The organism is Actinoplanes sp. DH11, assembly GCF_020873875.1.
In the GTDB taxonomy this organism is placed as follows: Bacteria; Actinomycetota; Actinomycetes; order Mycobacteriales; family Micromonosporaceae; genus Actinoplanes.
Map to the genome: position 1 here is coordinate 101,138 of NZ_JAHWGU010000028.1, position 16,255 is coordinate 117,392.

Genomic DNA, 16,255 nt, shown 5'->3' on the forward strand with positions numbered 1-16,255 from the left:
CTGTTGTCCAGAGGACCGTGCGCGCGCCCGTACGTCAACGCAATCTGGCCACCGCCGTGCGCAGAACCCGTGCCGGTGTGGCCGCGTGAGTCGGGTAGAACCCGAGCAGGACGACGGTCACCGCCCGGTTCCGTTTCGCCGCCACCGCGAGTTCGGCCTCCACGACATCGACGTAGTTCGTCGGCGAACTCGCCGCCTTCACCCAGACGGTCACCCGCAGGGCCGCCGAGGAGTCGCCGATCCGGTCCATCACGGCCGGCCTCACAAAGATCGTGTGTCGCGGCGTCTCGACCTTGGCGCACTTCCCGGGCAACGCCCGGGCCCGTTCCACCAGCGCCCGGGCGGCGTCCGCGCCCGGCTCGGTGATCACTTCGACGAGGGATTCGAGGTCGAGCGTGTTCCGCACCTCGGTCCGGAACACCGCGTGCACCGACCGGCGTACGTCGATCGGCAGGGTGCAGGCTTTCCCCGTACGGCCGAACAGGTCATCCCGCACCGACGCGAACGGGTCCTGCTCCACCCGGGCGTACTGCGCCGGCAGATCCTTCTCGGTCAACAGCATCGTGGCCAGATCCTTCGTGCCGGCCGTCCGCGCTTCCTCCTTCGTGCTGGCCCTCCACGCTTCTTCCTGGGACGGGATCGCCGGCGGGGCGGCCGTCACCGCTGCCGACGGTCCCACCGCGAGCCCGGCGGCCAAGCCGGACGCCAACATCAAACGAGTACGGAATCGCATGGCCGCCAACGTAAGACGATCTTCCGCGCAATCCACGCGAATCGCCGGGACCCTGATCCACACGAGTGATCATTAAGTTTGCGCCTGGTTTCGTCGTTTAAGTCCGGTTGGCAGCGTGGTGCCCGCCGGCAGAGCCTCGGGTCGGATGCCCGGCCACCGCGTCGTCCCGGCCGACTTCGCCGGGCTGAGCTGCTACGACATCGGAAGGCCCAGAGCGCGCGCGGTGTTCGCTGGACGCGACCGCCGACGCGGATGAACCGGGTCCGGCGGCCCCGGGATCAGTTCCGGACATCTTCACTCTTTCGTGCAGGCCTGCGAACGGAAACGCACCGACCGGGCACCGCGCCGCCCGCCTCGCTCCAACGACGCAGGCCGCCTCGCTCCAGCGACGCCGTGCGTGTTCGCCCGGCGGGTGGCTGTGCGAAAGTCTGGGTGTGCCGAAGCGGGTCGACCACGACGAACGACGACGCCACATCGCCGAGGCCGTGTGGCGGATCGCCGCCACCCGGGGACTGCCCGCCGCGACGCTGCGGGAGGTGGCAGCCGAGGCGGGCGTGTCGATGCGCCTGGTGCAGTACTACTTCCAGACCAAGGAGCAACTGCTCGTCCATGCCCTCGAACTGGGCGCGCAGGCCGCCGGCGAGCGCATCCGGCAGCGCTTCGCCGCGCTCGGTCACCCGCCGACACCCGAGGACGTGGTACGCATCTGCGTCCTCGAACTCCTTCCCACGGATGCGGACAGCCTGTTGCTGTCCCGGGTGCACGCCGCCTACTACGCGGCGGCGCTGACCGATCCCGCCCTCGCCAGAGCGGACGCCAAGAACCCGCAGCACCAGCTCGAGTCCGTGATCGCCAAGCAGTTGCGGACCGGCCAGGAGTCCGGCGCCGTACCGCCCGGCATCGACCCCGACCTGGAAGCACGCGGCCTGGCCGCTCTCGCCGCCGGCCTTTCGTCGACGATGCTGGTCGGCGTCCGCGACACCGGGGACGCGGTCGCCGTCATGGAGTACTACCTGCGCCGCCTGTTCCCGCCGCGATGACACGACAGCGCCGGGCGTCGCGGGCGCACTGATCCAGAGGTCAGCCGCCGTCCCGCACGGGGTGGCCGTCCCCCTGACCGGCCTCCTCTCACCCTCGAACCAACTCGTGATCGTCGCGGCCCGGGTCGTACCGGGCTGACACGAAGTCATCCACTGAACGCTGGGTCCCGGCCTTATCTGGTCGAGGCCGTCATGGGGGTCCTGATCTCCGCCCATAGCGGTGGCCGTCCGCCCCAAGATCGCCTCCCCACTGAAATCCGGCAACCGTACGGCGACGCAGGCGCACCGTGCCGGTGATCCAACCGCCCGGTGCGGCGCCGAAGAGAACAGTGCAACCGCGAAACACCTACGAAAGGGACCGCTCTTGCGCAACGTTCTTCGCCGCTTCGCCCTGGCCGTCGTCCTCACCCCGGCCGCCATCGGCGCCGCCCTGCTGACCACGACCCCCGCCCAGGCCGCCCCCGCGAAGGCCAGCGAGACCGCCCTGCAGAACCAGATCAACCAGCTCATCAACGCCGAACGCACCCAGCGCGGCTGCTCGGCACTGAAGGTCAACGCCGCCCTGACCGCCGCCGCCCGCGGCCACTCCGCGTGGATGGCCCAGACCGGGAAGTTCTCCCACACCGGCCGCGCCAACTCCAACTTCGTGGCCCGGTCCAAGGCCGCCGGCTACACCAAGCCGTCCGCAGAGAACATCGCCTGGGGCTACCGCAGCGCCACGCAGGTCGTCAACGGCTGGATGAACAGCCCCGGCCACCGCACCAACATCCTCAACTGCAAGTCCAAGACCGTCGGCGTCGGCGTCGTCTTCAGCGCCAACGGCGCCCCGTACTACACCCAGGACTTCGGTTACTGACACAGACCAGCGATGCCCCAGCCGATCCCCCTGCGGCTGGGGCATCGCCGTACCGGTCTTGAGTAGTTTCCAGACGCAGAACAACGCCGAGCAGTTGATCTAGGCCCCTACCCCGGGAGACCGGCTTCACGTCGGCGGGTTGTCGCATACATCGGTATCGGTATGGTGGCGTGGTGGCGGCATGGCGGGCAGGGTCGGCGCTCGGCGTCACCGGTGCCGTTCTGGCGCTGGTCTCCCTGCTGCTGCCCTGGTCGAGTGAGTCCCGACATCTCGCCGAGCTGCCGCCGGCGCAGAGCCGGGGCGCGGTGCTGATGCTGGTCGTCGTGGGCGCCGGTGCCGCGTTCTGCCTCGCCGGGGGACGCCGGCTGCCGTCCGCACCGCGGCTCACGTTCGTGCTGGTCGCGACGGTGCTCGCGGCCGGATATCTGTTCCGGGTACTCGAGGTGCTGCTGCAGTTGGGCACCGTGCAGGGCGGGCCGCCGGACGAGCCGGTCGTGGTGGGTGCCTCCGGGGTGGCCCGCGGGTACCTGCTCTACGCGGCGGGTCTGGCCTCGGTGCTGCTCGGCGTCGCCGTCGCGGGTGCTGCCCGCGTCCCGGTCCGGGCCGGTACCCTGCCGTGGCGGGTCGGCGGCTACCGAATCCTGGCCGGCGTCGCCCTGGTCGCCGTGGTCCCGGCGCTGTCCATGCCGTGGTACGGCATCGACTTCGGCGCTTTGGACCCGGAGGGGCCCACCACCCTCGACGTCGACACGTGGCGGTCGGTGTTCTTCGTCGCCGTGCTCGCCGCGCTGGCCATGGCCGGGGCGGCCGCCTGGCTGCCGGCGTACGTCCTGCGGTTCCGGCTGATCGGCCTGGCCGCCGCCGCGGCGGCCCTGGTCTTCCTGATCCTGGGCCACGAGTGGCTGCTGGCTTACGAGCCCTCCTCGGCCGACTTCGACGAGTTGACGCCCGACTCGGGGTTGCGGGGCGGCCTCGGTGCGTCCGCCGCGCTGACTCTCGCCTTCCTGGTGATGCCGCCCGGCCCGGCGCGGCGCCGGTCCGACTCGGTACCGGTCTCGGCGGCGGAGCGGACGTAGCGCGGCTCGGCCGCGTACGCACCCGCAAGTCGCCCGCCCCTGCCACCTCGGCTCCTGCCACCTCGGCTCCTGCCACTTCGGCTCCTGTCGGTTCGAGTCCTGTCACCTCGGGAACTGGCCGGTGCCACCCGCCGAGCCGTCCACCCGACCGCCCGACGTCGCCTCCGTGCGTCGGCGCTGCACCCGGCGCACAGCGCGGTAGCGTCGGTGACGGGCGAGGAGCACGGCCAGCCAGCGTCGGCGGCGCACCAGGAGCACGATCAGGGTCAGCCAGAGCAGGCCGGCCAGGATGCCCTTGTAGGTCCGCTCCTCCGCCGAACGTCCCTCCCCGACCAGCGCGTCGCCGCTCCAGAACAGCAGCAGTGGCAGCACGTACCACAAATCGCGGGGCCGGGGCAGATGATCAGCCCGCGCCCGGATCACCCAGAGCAGCGCGGCAAGTCCCATCACCGCGCAGACAGCGGTGATCACGGCGATCCGCCGTCTTCGGTCATGGTGGCCCCCCCGCTGAATGCCGGCCGGAACAAGCTGACGGGACCAACGTAGACGGAGCGACCTAACACCGATGTGACAGCGCATCAGCGGTGCGCGATGATCGCGCGATGATCAACTACAGGGTCGCCGGCGCGGTACTTCTCCTTGCCGCGACGCTGCCCGCCGGCTGCACCGGATCCGCCGACGACGACTCGAGTGCCGCACGCTCGGTGGACTGCGCGCTGTCGGAGGTGCGGGTGCGCTGGTCGGAGCCGGTGACACAGCCGCGCCTGACGCGCGTCACGCTGTTCCGCACCGGCGACACCACCGGCACCGCCGTGCTCGACGAGGCGTTCACCACCACGATCACCGATGTGGCGGCGCCCCCGGAGTGGACCGAGGTCCTCGCCGCATCGCTCGGCGAACGGATCGGTGACCCGGTGCGGACCGGAACGGCGCCCACGGGCAGCACCGAACCCGGTATCGCAGCGGGCACCGGTGAGCTGATGCTCTACGCGGGCGTGGACGCGGTGAGCGCCCGGTTCACCGCGGACTGCGCCACACCGGTGACCGGAACCTTCATCTCGTGGACGGGGACCGCCGACGGCGCGCTCTTCTGCGGCCCCGGCAACCCACCACCCGCCGAACCGTTCGGCCGGCTCGCGCGCGAACACTGCCCGGCCGAGCCGGCGCCGCAGCCGTCCACGGTCCGCCTGCCGGATGGCACCATCAGCCGAATGGGACAGGAAGCGAACGCCCGGTGATACGCCGGGCATCGCCTTCGGCGAGACCGAACATCCGCAGCAACCCCAGCGCCGCCTGCGTCCCCGCCTGATCCATCCCGGACAGCTCCAGTTCCTGGAACTGACCAGAACCGGCCAACGCCAGGTTATGGCGAAGGACGCCGAGAGCCGCGCCACCGGCACAGGCCCACGCCACGTGTACGTCGTCGAAGCACAACCGCCCCACCGCATGGGCCTGCCGCAGGAACCCGAGCGCCGCCGGCGAGAACGCGTCCAGATAACCGAGCCCGGCCCGATCGATCACCCTGGCGAAGGTGGGCCGGTCGACCGGCAGCCGGGCGGTCACCCGTACCGCCACCGACAACACCTCGGCCGGATCGCTCAGGCCCTCCGTCGCCGTCCTGAGCACCTGCCCGTGCTCGGCGGCAAGCTCGGCGATCGCCTGATCGAAAAGAGCCTGCTTCGACGCGAAGTGGTTGTAGAAACTCCCGAACCCCACGTCTGCCACGTCGGTGATCTCCTGGATCGACACCTCGGCGGGCGCGCGGCGGACGAGCAGCTCACGGGCCGCCCCGAGGAGCGCGGCGCGGGTGCGGGCGCGACGCCGGTCGAGGCGGTTCTCGGTCATGCCCCGATCCTAGGGCAGACGATAAGTTGAGGATCTCATCAGAACTGATAGCGTCCGCCATATGAAGCGCATCCTCGGAGCGATCGGCCAAGCGGCTCTCGGCGCGGGCCTTGCCTTCGCCGGCACCTCCCACCTCACCGTCGCGCGCGAGGAGTTCCAGGCTCAGGTGCCGTCCTGGTTCCCCCTCGACGCGGACTTAGTCGTCCTCGCCTCCGGTGTGGTCGAGATCGGACTCGGCGCGGCGCTCCTGGCGGTATGGAAACAGCCGTACCGTGGCCTCGTCGGCGCTGCCGCCGCGACCTTCTTCGTGGCCGTCTTCCCGGGCAACATCGCGCAGTGGGCAGAGCAGAAGGACGGGTTCGGCCTCGACACCGACACCGAACGATTCGCCCGGCTCTTCTTCCAGCCGGTCCTGGTCGCGTGGGCCCTCGGCTCCACCGGCGCCATCCGGACAGTGCGCGACCTGCGACAGCAGCGTCTCGCTAGCCGCAACTGACAGCCACCGGGGTACGCCCGAGGCCCGCTCCCGCGCGGTTTGTGTCGTACCCCTCTGTTCTCCTCTTCGCAGCCGCCGCGGAGAGGAGAAGCCGGTGTCAGAAGTGCTCTTTGAGCCAGCTCCGCCACCACGCCACCGGGTCCCGCCCGTGCGCTGGTGGCAACGCGTGCAGGATCTCCTTGTCCGTCGGCGGGCGCGCCGCCAGCACCGCGTCCCGCAGCACCGCCCGGTCCACCGCGGCGCCACCGGTGACCTGCACCGTGGTGGAGCCGCGCGCCAGCAGGTACCCGGCGTACTCCTCGACCGCCCCCGAGCCGGTCCCGTGACGGTAGGTGAGATCCCCCGCCGTCTCGCACCGCAGTCCCTGACAGAACTGAGCGGCAGACTGCCCGGTCGCCAGCATGATCCCGACCGCTGCCGGGCCGCCGCTGCCACCCACGGGGTCGAACTGGACGCCGTCCGCCAGCAGCGGCGCCAACCGGAAACCCGGGATGTCGGCGACGTACAGGCCCTTCTCCCCCGCACGGCCGATCGCCCTCAGGTCGGCGGCGGCCGCCGGGCGAACCGTCCTGGCGCCCTCGCGCAGTTGCTCACGGCCGACCGAGCGCGGGCCGGAGGCCACCACGGTGCGGCCGTCGCGGCGCACCTCGTACCCGTGGATGTCGGCACCCGCCCGGTAGACGAGCCCGTCCGCCTCGGTCTCGCACGGCAGGAAGTCCAGCCGGGTGCCGGAGTTGACGTCCCGGCAGACCTCCCGGTCGTAAGCGGCGACGTTCGCCGTCCGGTACGGCGGGACGGCCGCGGGATCCTCGGGCATGAAGGCACGCGAGCCCAGCCCACGGCCGTGATCACCGTCCGCCGGCCGGTAACCCGGCACCGACACCACATACAGCGACTCCCGTTGCAGGCCGGCCGCCGCCAGGCGCAGTTCCACCTCGTCGGGCCCGGTCAGCCGCAGGGCGACCGACCCGGCGAGAACGATGGCCGGCAGCAGCGACCAGGCGACCAGGCGAAGCCGGGAGGCGTTCAGCAACAGAGCGGCGACCAGTGCGTACGGCGCCCCGGCCAGCACCACGAAGCCGAGCCCGGGCCGCACGACCGCGGCGAGCACCGCCCAGCCCGCCGCCAACAGCGCGGCGCCGCCGCCGGCCACCAGGACAGCCCAGCCCCACCGCCCGCCCCGCGTGGCCCCGAGCGGCATGGCGGTCGCCGTCGCACCCGCGATCGCGCGGAACGCGACAAGTCCACCCGCGGGTACGGCCACCAGGACCGGTGCCGCCGCGCCACCACTGAGGACCGCACCGATCAGGGCGTAGAACGTGAGCGCGACCGCCGTCGACCCGGCCGCCCACACCAGAACCAGCTGGCCGGCAGCCGGGGACCGCCCCGGATCCTCCATGACCGACCAGTCTGCCCGTCCCGGGCAACCCACCGTGCCGGCCGATCGCCGCCTGCGGGCGGGACGTCGTCGCCGGCGCTGTCCCGGTCGATCACCGCCCAGCGGCGGACGCGGTGTCCGGCACCGGTGCGGCGGGCGGTGCGGGCGGCCCACCAGGCCAGGAGCAGGACGGTGATGACTTCGGCGAGACCGAGCAGACGTTCCACGCCGCCGAGCGGGATCGCACGCCACCAGCGGACACCGGTCCACGGCTCGGACGTTACCGCCCACAAGATGGGAGTGAAACAGAGCAGGGCAACCGCGGCCGCGGCCGCTACGAGGCGGGCGCCGGGCTCGCGCATCCGCGGGGCGGCAGCCAGCAGGGTGCCGAGCGGCAGACTCAGGAACGCCACGACGCTGGCGACCCGGTGGATGTCGCCGCCCACCGACGGCCCGACAGACCAGTTGTGTTTCTCGAACCAGACGACGCCTACCAGCCCGACAACCCAGAGCACGAGCCCCGCCAGGGCACCACGCGTGAGGAGGCCCGCCCGCAGCAGCGCCACCACGATCGCCGCCGAACCACCCGCGAGCAGCAACGTCGCCGTGTCGAACAGCCAGCCGTTCGGCATCAGCGCGTACTGACTGATCGTCCGGCGCGCCCAATCCAGCTCGGCCGACGGCGGCACGAGGTGCAACACGCCGTAAAGCATCAGGGACGCCACCACACACACCACACCGAGCCCGGCGAAGACCAGCACCTTCACACGCCCACTCCCCTGTCGCTGCCGCACGATCGCGACCACCACCGTCGCCGGCCCACACCACACCATCGTCGTCGATCCACGAACACGGCCGCTGCGATCGCTCCGTCGCAGTGGAGCCACCTCCGTCGAGGTTCAGCTCGTCGAGGTTCAGCTCTCGGGGGTCGATTCCGTCGCAACCCTGACAATCAGTTGCCTAGTTCTGCTCGGTTGTCGGCGTTTACGACGGCGATCCCCGTGACACACCGCCTAATGCATCCTAGGATTCTAGGACGGAAGTTCAAGCCGGGCATCGTCGACGGACCTGCCCAGCATGTTGACGCTAGAACCGCTGTCGCTACTGAGGGTGACGTGATTGGCCTTGGGAGCGGGCGCGCGGTAGGTGTGTGGTTGTCTGTCGGGCCTGGAGCGTCCACAGACAACCACACAGCAGCGAGACTGCCTGCGCAACGTGACGGCTGAGAACGCACGCGGGTCCGGGCAGCGCCCAGCCCAGCGCCGGCAACTCCGAACCCCCACCGGACACACGGCGGCTGCTGCCGGACGCACTAAAGTCCAGCCGAAGACACGGAAGTCCCGCAGCAGGCACGGGGAAGTCCCGCAGCAGGCACGGATGCGAGGCATCGAGGCCGCGCCGGCAACACGGAAGGCCGGCCTTGGACGCGGAAAACTGCCGGCAAGGTCGGAGCCGGCCTTGGGACGCGGAAGCCGCCGCCGGATGAGGCGGCGGCGGCTTTCCGAAGAGGGGGTCAGGGCTTCAGGACCACCTTGATGCAGCCGTCCTGCTTCTTCTTGAAGATCTCGTACGCGTGCGGCGCCTCCTCGAGGGGCAGCCGGTGGGTGACCAGGTCGTCCACGCCCAGCGGGTCGTCGTCGCCGGTCAGCAGGGGCATGATGTCGTCGACCCAGCGCTTCACGTGGGCCTGGCCCATCCGCAGGGTGACGCCCTTGTCGAAGAGGTCCATCATCGGCAGGGGGTCGGCCTGGCCGCCGTAGACGCCGATGATGGAGACCGTGCCGGCGCGGCGGACGGCGGCGAAGGCGGTGTTCAGGGCGGCGAGGCGGTCGATGCCCACCGTTTCGACGGCTTTGCGGGCGAGTGCGTCCGGCAGTTTGCCGGTGGCCTTGATGGCCGTGGACTGCAGCGGGGAGCCGTGGGCCTCCATGCCGACGGTTTCGACGACGCTGTCGGCGCCGCGGCCGTTGGTCAGGTCGAAGACCGCGGCGGGCACGTCCACGTCGCTGTCGTCGAGCGTTTCGATGCCGTGGCGGCGGGCCATCTCCAGGCGTTCCGGCACGCTGTCGGAGGCGATGACCCGGGCGGCACCGAGGTGCCGGGCGATCCGGGCGGTCATCTGGCCGATCGGGCCGAGACCGGTCACGAAGACGGTGTCGCCGGGCTGCACGTCGGCGTACTTGGCGGCCTGCCACGACGTGGTGAGCACGTCGGAGAGGAAGAGGTAGCGCTCGTCGGGGTGGTGGTCCGGCACCTTGATCGGGCCGAAGTGGGCCTGCGGGACGCGGAGGTACTCGGCCTGGCCACCGGGCACCTGGCCGTACAGCTTGGTGTATCCGAAGAGGGATGCGCCCTTGCCCTGGTCGACGTTCTGAGTGGTCTCGCACTGGGCGAAGAAGCCGCGCTTGCACATCCAGCAGTACCCGCAGGAGATGTTGAACGGGATCACCACGCGGTCGCCGGGTTTGATGTGCGTGACCTCGGGGCCGACCTCCTCGACGATGCCCATCGGCTCGTGGCCGAGGATGTCGCCCTTGTCGATGTACATGCCGAGCACGTCATAGAGGTGCAGGTCCGATCCGCAGATCGCCGTGGAGGTGATCCGCACGATCGCGTCGGTGGGCTCCAGAATCTTCGGGTCCGGCACGGTCTCCACCGACACCTTGGCCGTTCCCTGCCATGTCAAAGCTCGCATACGTTAATGCTTGCCCCTGAAAAGGTCGATCAATCAGGTATACCGTCGTGAACCTTTCCGGGATCTTCCGGATGCAGGTCCAGCAGCAGGATCCGATGGTCGGAGACCTCCGGTGTGGCCAGCACCTCGAAGTGTTTCACCGCCGCGACGTCGGAGACCAGCAGGTAGCTCGCGTGCCGCACCGGTTTGCGGTACCGCGACGTGCGGGTGTCGGCGTCGCCCACCAGGTCGGTGAGGCCGGCGCCGGCGAGGATCCGGAACGTCTCGCTGCCTGGCAGCAGGTTGAGGTCGCCGCAGAGCACCACCAGGTCCTGCGGGCCGCGGATCCGCCGGACCAGGGCGGCCAGCCGTTCCGCCTGCGCCAGCCGGGCCGGGGTGTCGCCCTTGCCGGCGGGGTCGCGCAGGCCGTGCACCTGCACCGTCCACACCGCCCGGCCGCTGAAAGCCGCGCCGGTGCCGGGCGCGGCGGTGCGGACCGCGAGGGCGATCCGGGGGCGGTCGCTGATCGTCCACTCGGCGTGGTCGGTGAACTGCCCGTGCACGAACGCCGTGTCCAGGCCGACCACCGGGAGCCGCTCGCCGACCAGGGTGGCCAGCCCGAAGTCCTGCCGATGGCGGGCGCCGCCCGCGTCGTGGACCGGTCCGGCGTCGCTCGCCACGTAGATCGCCTGGTGCCGGGGCAGGACACCGCGGACGTCGTCGAACAGGTCGGCGCGTTGCGGCAGGGACCGTTCGCCGTCGTCGAACCGGGTCCAGCCGGTCAGACCCGGGGTCCGCGTCACCTCCTGGAGGCAGACCACGTCCGCGCCGCTGCCCGGCAGCCAGGCGAGCAGGTCGTCACACATCGCCCCGCCCCACGCGTTCACACTCACGATCCGCACGGTTTCTCCGCTCTCCGCCGCCCCGGCCAGGATGCCGGAGACGTCACCTGCCGAGGGGGCGCCACTGGTAGGGCGTGGTGGTGGTAAGCGCCGCGAAACCCAGTCGCTGCAGGATCGGGCGGCTCTGGTCGGACGCGTCCACCTGCAAGTACTCGTAGCCGAGCTCGGCCGCGATCCGCGCCCGGTGCGCGACGAGCGCCCGGTAGACGCCCCGGCCACGCCAGCCCGGAGCCGTGCCACCACCCCAGAGGCTGGCGAACGCGGTACCCGGGTTCAGGTCCATCCGCGCGCCGGAGATCGGCCGGTCACCGGCCAGGGCGACGACCAGGCGCACGTTCTCCGGTGACTCGGCGAGCTGCGCCAGCACCCTCGGCCGCAACCAGTCCGCGCTCTCGCCGAAGGCGTCCTCGTGGGCCCGCAGGAGCAGTTCCACCCCGGCGGCATCGGTGACCGGCTCCAGGCGTACGCCGTCGGGCAGGGTCACCTCAAGATCAAGGTCGCCGATGGCGGCGATCATCAGGGTTTCCTGCTCCTCGGGGACGAAGCCGGCGGTACGCAGCCGGTCGCCGAGGTCGGCGGGCCGGTCATGGCCGTACAGCTTCCACTCGAACTCCCGTGACCCGAAGAACTCGATCTGGGCGGCGATCGCCTCGTCGGCGGACTCCTCGTCCAAGCCGGACCAGAGAACGGCGTTCCACCCCTGGTCACCGCCGAGATGCCGGACAACCCGATCGTCGGCCTCGATCGTGGTCGACGATGTCTCCGGCGGGGCGGCCTGCCGCATCTGCCGGTCGAACAGGGCAAGCGTGCTCTGATGATCCACCCGCAGACCTCAGCACCGCGGCGCCGGCGAGGCAACCGGTTTACCGATCCGCGGCGAGCCCCGGGCTGACACGATGACCTTGTGACGCTCGAGAAGACCGTACTCCTGTGGTTCGGGCAGGCCTCGCAGGCCGCCGCCACCCACACCAACCTCTCCGCGGTCCGCACCGACGGCAAGGTCCTCTGGCTGGCCGGCGACGAGACCGCCACCGTCGAGCGCCTCGTCGCCGACGACGAGAAGAACCCGGCGGAGTACGGCGGCGAACACAGCTTCCGCCTCGCCGACCTGATCCGGATGCCCGGTGAGGACCCGGACGAGGAAGCCGACATCGAAGGCCTCGCCCGCACCGGCAACTTCCTCTGGGCGGTCGGCTCGCACAGCCTGCGCCGCCGGCAGATCAAGGAACGGCACACCGGCGTCAAAGCCCTCAAACGACTGGCCCGGATCACCGGCCAGGAGAACCGGCAGATCCTGGCCCGCATCCCGGTGGTCGACGTCGACGGGCTGCCCACCCTGGTCCGCGAGGCCACCGTCGACGGCGAACAGCACCACGCGGCGAGTCTGGGCCGGCGCGACAACCTGCGGGCGCTGCTGCGCGACGACGAACATCTGGGACCGTTCGTGGCGATCCCGAGCAAGGACAACGGCCTCGACATCGAGGGCATCGCGGTCCACGGCGAACGCGTCTACCTGGGGCTGCGCGGCCCGGTGCTGCGCGGTTGGGCGTTCGTGCTGGAGCTGCGGCCGTACGTCGACCCGGCCGACCCCACCCGGCTGCGGCTGCGCGAGTTCGAGGACGGCTTCCCGTACCGCAAACACGTCCTCGACCTCGACGGTCTCGGTGTCCGCGACCTCTGCCCGTGCGGCGACGACCTGCTGGTGCTGGCCGGGCCGACCATGTCGCTGGACGGCCCGGTGCGCATCCACCGCTGGCACGGCGCCGGCCGGTCGAACCAGCCGGAGATCGTGCGCGGGCCGGTGCTGACCCGGGAGCTGGAGCTGACCTACGGCGAGGGCGACGACCACGCCGAAGGGATCGGCCTGATCGGGCCCGCCTCGGACGGCCGGCTGCTGGTGGTCTTCGACAGCCCGGCGGCCGCCCGGATGACCGACGACGGCGCGATCGTCGCCGACATCGTGCGGCTGCCGGGCTGAGGTCCTGCACCCGGGATTCTGGCGGCCGGGGGCTCAGCGCGGCAGGGAGCGCAACGTCTCGTCCAGGGTGTCGAAGACGACGTCCGGGCCGCCGCCCTCCCAGGACGGAACCGGGTCGGGCTGGCCGGGCGCCGGCGCCCACAGCCACCACACGTTCTGCCAGCGGTCCAGGAACCGGCCGAGCGTGGTCTCGCCGTAGAACGGGGTCGCCTCGGTGACCGTGGTGGCGCCGTGCGCGGCGGCGCGGTCCAGCACCCCCGCCACGTCACGCACCCAGACCTGCAGCAGGCCGGGTCGCGGCGGCCGCAGGCGTTTCCCCGCCGCGCGACAGACGGGGTGCCCTTCGGGGTGGGCCGCTTCCCCGCGTGAGCCGCTCTGCCGTGCGCTCCTGCCTCCCAGCCCGCGCTGCGATCTTGGAGCGCGGTGGGGAGGGACGAAGGGGTTCGTGGTTGGTAGTAGGGCCTCTAACCCCCGCCAGACTCCACGGAAGCGTTGTCCACATCCTCCGACTCTCCACAGACCACGTGGCGATGATGGCGGCCACGGCGCAACCTCGCTCGCATGACAGTGGGTCAGGCCGGGGACAGCAGCGGGGAGAGCGACGCGGGCAGGTCGGCGGCGGGGGCCGGGCGGGCGAAGTGATAGCCCTGGAGCAGGTCGGCGCCGAGGTCGGTGAGGATGCGGGCGGTCGGCTCGTCCTCCACGCCCTCGGCGACCAGGGTGAGACCGAGGCCGTTGGCCATCCGGCTGACCGCCTCGACGATTACCCGTTCCTGCTGATGGTGGATGCGCATCACGAACGCGCGGTCCAGTTTGAGTTCGTCCAGCGGCAGCCGGCTCAGCAGGGCCAGAGAGGTGTACCCGGTCCCGAAGTCGTCCATCGCGATGCGGACGCCCATGGCCCGGATCGCCCGCAGCAGTTCGGCGCTCTGCTCGGGGCGGGTCATCACCGCGCTCTCGGTGATCTCCACGATCAGGGCGCCCGCGGGCAGCCGGTGCTGGGCCAGCAGGCCTTCGATGAGCAGGGCGATGCGGTCGTCGGTGAGTACCGGCGCGGCCAGGTTCACCGCCACCGGCAGGTCCCGGCCGGCGTGGTGCCAGCGGGCGGCCTGTTCGACGGCGTCGTGCAGCACCCGCTCGGTGAGCGCGTGGATGATCTCGGACTGTTCCGCCTGCGGCAGGAAGAGCCCGGGCGCGAGCAGCCCGCGCGTCGGATGCGCCCAGCGGACCAGCGCCTCGACCGAGACGATGCGGTGGGTACGGGCACAGACCAGCGGCTGGTAGTGCAGGGTCAGCTGGCCTGCGCCGACCGCGGTGCGCAACTCGCTGCGGGCAGCCAGGTCGGCGGTGTGTGTGGAGGTCAGCGCCCGGCTCCAGAGCTCCACCCGGGTGCGATCGCGTTTCGCGGCGTACATGGCGGCGTCCGCGGCCGCGGACAGATCGGTCAGTCCCGGCATGCCGCCGTGGGCGATACCCAGGGCGGCCTCGACCGTGATCGGCACCCCGCCGACCGGGAACGGGCCGGCGATGGCGTGCAGCAGCCGGTGCCCGGCGTCGCGCAGCCGGTGCTCGACCGTCCCGGTGCCGGGCAGGCCGGTGACGTCGGCGATGTGCACCACGAACTCGTCGCCGCCGAGCCGCAGACCGGTGCCCGGCGCGGCCGCCGCCCGCAAGGCGCCGGCGACCTTCTGGAGCAGGATGTCACCGCTGGCGTGCCCGAGCGTGTCGTTGATGTCCTTGAACCGGTTCAGGTCGACGAAGAGCAGCGCCTGCGTCTCCGGCCGGCCCTGCGCCAGCAGCTCGGTGAGCAGGCGGCGGTTGCCGAGGCCGGTGAGGTCGTCGGTGACCGCGAGACGGGCGTGCAGGCCGCTGAGGTAGTCGACCAGCGGGCCGATCGGGGCCATCCCCCAGTCCTGCGCGCCGAGTCGCACCACCAGCGGGATCGCCTTGCTCCCGACCGGCCGGGCCAGCGCGGCACGGGCAGCGTCGTCCCAGGTCGTGGTGGCCGGCAGGACCAGGGCGGGCGCGCCCAGGACGGCACTGAGCGGCCGGCCGTGCAGCAGGGCCCGGCCGAACCCGAGGCGCCCGGTCAGCGCGGCGTCGAGCGTGGGACGGTCGATCAGGTGCACGGTGTCGCCGTCGACGACGACCACGCCGGCGGCCGCGGGGTCGGCACGGAGCAGCGACTCCACGGCGCTGATCGGGGTGCCGGGACGACACGCCGCGACCGGCACCGCCAGGCCCGCGAGCGTCGGCACACCGTCGGCGATCATGGGTTCCACGACGCCCCTCATCGGCGGGGCCGGTGCCCGCCTGAGGACAAGCGCGGGTGATCGGACCGGTCCGTTACGGTCGGGCGCCGGCGATGCCCGACCGGCCAGGCTGGAACGCGAAGGGAGGCCACATGATCTCGGCACTCAACCGGCTCGTCAGCCTCGTCGAGGACTCCACCGGGGACCTCGACGTCGGCGGCCTGGCCCGGACCGCGGGCACCACCGAGTACCACCTGCGGCGGATGTTCTCGTCGCTGGCCGGGATGCCGCTGTCCGAGTACGTCCGGCGGCGCCGGATGACGGTCGCGGCCGCCGACGTGGTGCGCGGGCAGGACGACCTGCTCACGATCGCGGTGCGGCACGGGTACGGCTCGACCGAGGCGTTCGGCCGGGCGTTCCGCGCGGTCCACGGCGCCGGCCCGGGTGACGTCCGCCGCGACGGTGGCCCCCTTCGCACACAACCACAGCTCAGGTTCCGCCTGACCGTCGAAGGGAACACCCCCATGGACACCCGCATCGTCGACCACCCCGCCGTCCGCCTGATCGGGCACGCCGCCCGCGTCCCGCTCATCCACGAGGGCGTCAACCCGCACATTCAGCAGCACATCGCGGCGCTGCCGGCGACCGAGCACGCCCGGCTCAAGGCGCTCGGTGACACCGAACCGGCCGGCCTGCTCCAGGTCACCGACGACGTGGCGCCGGACGCCGCGGAGGGCACCGAGCTCACCTACCTGCACGGGGTCGCGGTGAGCGCGGGCACGACCGTGCCGGACGACCTCGACGCCATCGAGGTGCCGGCCGGGCACTGGGCGGTGTTCCGCGCCTCCGGACCGTACCCGCAGGCGCTCCAGAACGCCTGGGCGGCGACGGCGACCGAGTGGTTCCCGTCGAATCCGTGGCGGCTGCGGCCCGGCCCGTCGATCGTCGCCGTCCTCGACCGGGCCGCGGACTTCAGCACCGCCACCACGGAATTGTGGATGCCTGTCGAACCGGCCTGATCCCGT

General features: G+C 71.6%; 17 protein-coding genes. 7 read left to right on the forward strand and 10 right to left on the reverse strand.

Annotated features, from left to right (window positions below; translation table 11 throughout):
• Positions 1–34 precede the first annotated feature (34 nt).
• Complete coding sequence (locus tag LPA41_RS32275) at positions 35–733, reverse strand: hypothetical protein (protein WP_229074893.1); 699 nt, start codon at positions 731–733, stop codon at positions 35–37.
• Between the two features lie 434 nt (positions 734–1,167).
• On the opposite strand from LPA41_RS32275, the gene LPA41_RS32280 reads away from it, so the two are divergent.
• The 3 genes from LPA41_RS32280 (at position 1,168) to LPA41_RS32290 (ending at position 3,705) form a co-directional block, all read left to right on the forward strand.
• The gene (locus LPA41_RS32280; RefSeq protein ID WP_229074894.1) at positions 1,168–1,773 is read left to right on the forward strand and encodes a TetR/AcrR family transcriptional regulator; all 606 of its coding nucleotides are present in this window, start codon (positions 1,168–1,170) and stop codon (positions 1,771–1,773) included.
• A gap of 364 nt (positions 1,774–2,137) precedes the next feature.
• Positions 2,138–2,629, forward strand: coding sequence for a CAP domain-containing protein (locus tag LPA41_RS32285; protein WP_229074895.1), 492 nt, complete (start codon positions 2,138–2,140; stop codon positions 2,627–2,629).
• A 173-nt stretch (positions 2,630–2,802) separates the two neighbouring features.
• Complete coding sequence (locus tag LPA41_RS32290; RefSeq protein WP_229074896.1) at positions 2,803–3,705, forward strand: hypothetical protein; 903 nt, start codon at positions 2,803–2,805, stop codon at positions 3,703–3,705.
• Positions 3,706–3,807: 102 nt separating this feature from the next.
• Here the strand turns inward: LPA41_RS32290 and LPA41_RS32295 are convergent, their stop codons facing one another.
• The gene (locus LPA41_RS32295) at positions 3,808–4,176 is read right to left on the reverse strand and encodes a hypothetical protein (protein WP_229074897.1); all 369 of its coding nucleotides are present in this window, start codon (positions 4,174–4,176) and stop codon (positions 3,808–3,810) included.
• A 131-nt stretch (positions 4,177–4,307) separates the two neighbouring features.
• On the opposite strand from LPA41_RS32295, the gene LPA41_RS32300 reads away from it, so the two are divergent.
• On the forward strand, positions 4,308–4,943 hold the full coding sequence (locus LPA41_RS32300) for a hypothetical protein (protein WP_229074898.1): 636 nt from the start codon (positions 4,308–4,310) through the stop codon (positions 4,941–4,943).
• On the opposite strand, the gene LPA41_RS32305 is transcribed toward LPA41_RS32300, so the two are convergent.
• Positions 4,909–5,550, reverse strand: a complete 642-nt coding sequence (locus tag LPA41_RS32305) for a TetR/AcrR family transcriptional regulator (protein WP_229074899.1) — start codon at positions 5,548–5,550, stop codon at positions 4,909–4,911. The two genes, LPA41_RS32300 and LPA41_RS32305, sit on opposite strands and share 35 nt — an antisense overlap.
• Before the next feature lie 61 nt (positions 5,551–5,611).
• Here LPA41_RS32305 and LPA41_RS32310 point away from each other — a divergent pair, with 61 nt between their 5' ends.
• Positions 5,612–6,046, forward strand: a complete 435-nt coding sequence (locus LPA41_RS32310) for a hypothetical protein (protein WP_229074900.1) — start codon at positions 5,612–5,614, stop codon at positions 6,044–6,046.
• Between the two features lie 97 nt (positions 6,047–6,143).
• Here the strand turns inward: LPA41_RS32310 and LPA41_RS32315 are convergent, their stop codons facing one another.
• From LPA41_RS32315 to LPA41_RS32335, 5 genes are all read right to left on the reverse strand, one after another.
• Positions 6,144–7,445: a hypothetical protein gene (locus tag LPA41_RS32315; RefSeq protein ID WP_229074901.1), complete on the reverse strand. Its 1,302-nt coding sequence runs from the start codon at positions 7,443–7,445 to the stop codon at positions 6,144–6,146.
• Complete coding sequence (locus tag LPA41_RS32320) at positions 7,352–8,191, reverse strand: DUF998 domain-containing protein (RefSeq protein WP_229074902.1); 840 nt, start codon at positions 8,189–8,191, stop codon at positions 7,352–7,354. The genes LPA41_RS32315 and LPA41_RS32320 overlap by 94 nt, the downstream gene beginning before the upstream one ends.
• A 746-nt stretch (positions 8,192–8,937) precedes the next feature.
• Positions 8,938–10,119, reverse strand: a complete 1,182-nt coding sequence (locus LPA41_RS32325) for a zinc-dependent alcohol dehydrogenase (RefSeq protein WP_229074903.1) — start codon at positions 10,117–10,119, stop codon at positions 8,938–8,940.
• Positions 10,120–10,148: 29 nt separating this feature from the next.
• Complete coding sequence (locus LPA41_RS32330; protein ID WP_229074904.1) at positions 10,149–11,000, reverse strand: endonuclease/exonuclease/phosphatase family protein; 852 nt, start codon at positions 10,998–11,000, stop codon at positions 10,149–10,151.
• Between the two features lie 43 nt (positions 11,001–11,043).
• A complete protein-coding gene (locus tag LPA41_RS32335; protein ID WP_229074905.1) occupies positions 11,044–11,823 on the reverse strand; it encodes a GNAT family N-acetyltransferase in 780 nt (259 codons plus the stop codon).
• 81 nt (positions 11,824–11,904) lie between these two features.
• Here LPA41_RS32335 and LPA41_RS32340 point away from each other — a divergent pair, with 81 nt between their 5' ends.
• Entirely contained in the window at positions 11,905–12,978 is a 1,074-nt protein-coding gene (locus LPA41_RS32340; RefSeq protein WP_229074906.1) for a DUF3616 domain-containing protein, read from the forward strand.
• Between the two features lie 33 nt (positions 12,979–13,011).
• Here the strand turns inward: LPA41_RS32340 and LPA41_RS32345 are convergent, their stop codons facing one another.
• Complete coding sequence (locus LPA41_RS32345) at positions 13,012–13,251, reverse strand: hypothetical protein (RefSeq protein ID WP_229074907.1); 240 nt, start codon at positions 13,249–13,251, stop codon at positions 13,012–13,014.
• A gap of 299 nt (positions 13,252–13,550) precedes the next feature.
• Complete coding sequence (locus tag LPA41_RS32350) at positions 13,551–15,251, reverse strand: bifunctional diguanylate cyclase/phosphodiesterase (protein WP_229074924.1); 1,701 nt, start codon at positions 15,249–15,251, stop codon at positions 13,551–13,553.
• A gap of 131 nt (positions 15,252–15,382) precedes the next feature.
• Here LPA41_RS32350 and LPA41_RS32355 point away from each other — a divergent pair, with 131 nt between their 5' ends.
• A complete protein-coding gene (locus LPA41_RS32355) occupies positions 15,383–16,249 on the forward strand; it encodes a GyrI-like domain-containing protein (protein WP_229074908.1) in 867 nt (288 codons plus the stop codon).
• Positions 16,250–16,255: the final 6 nt, after the last annotated feature.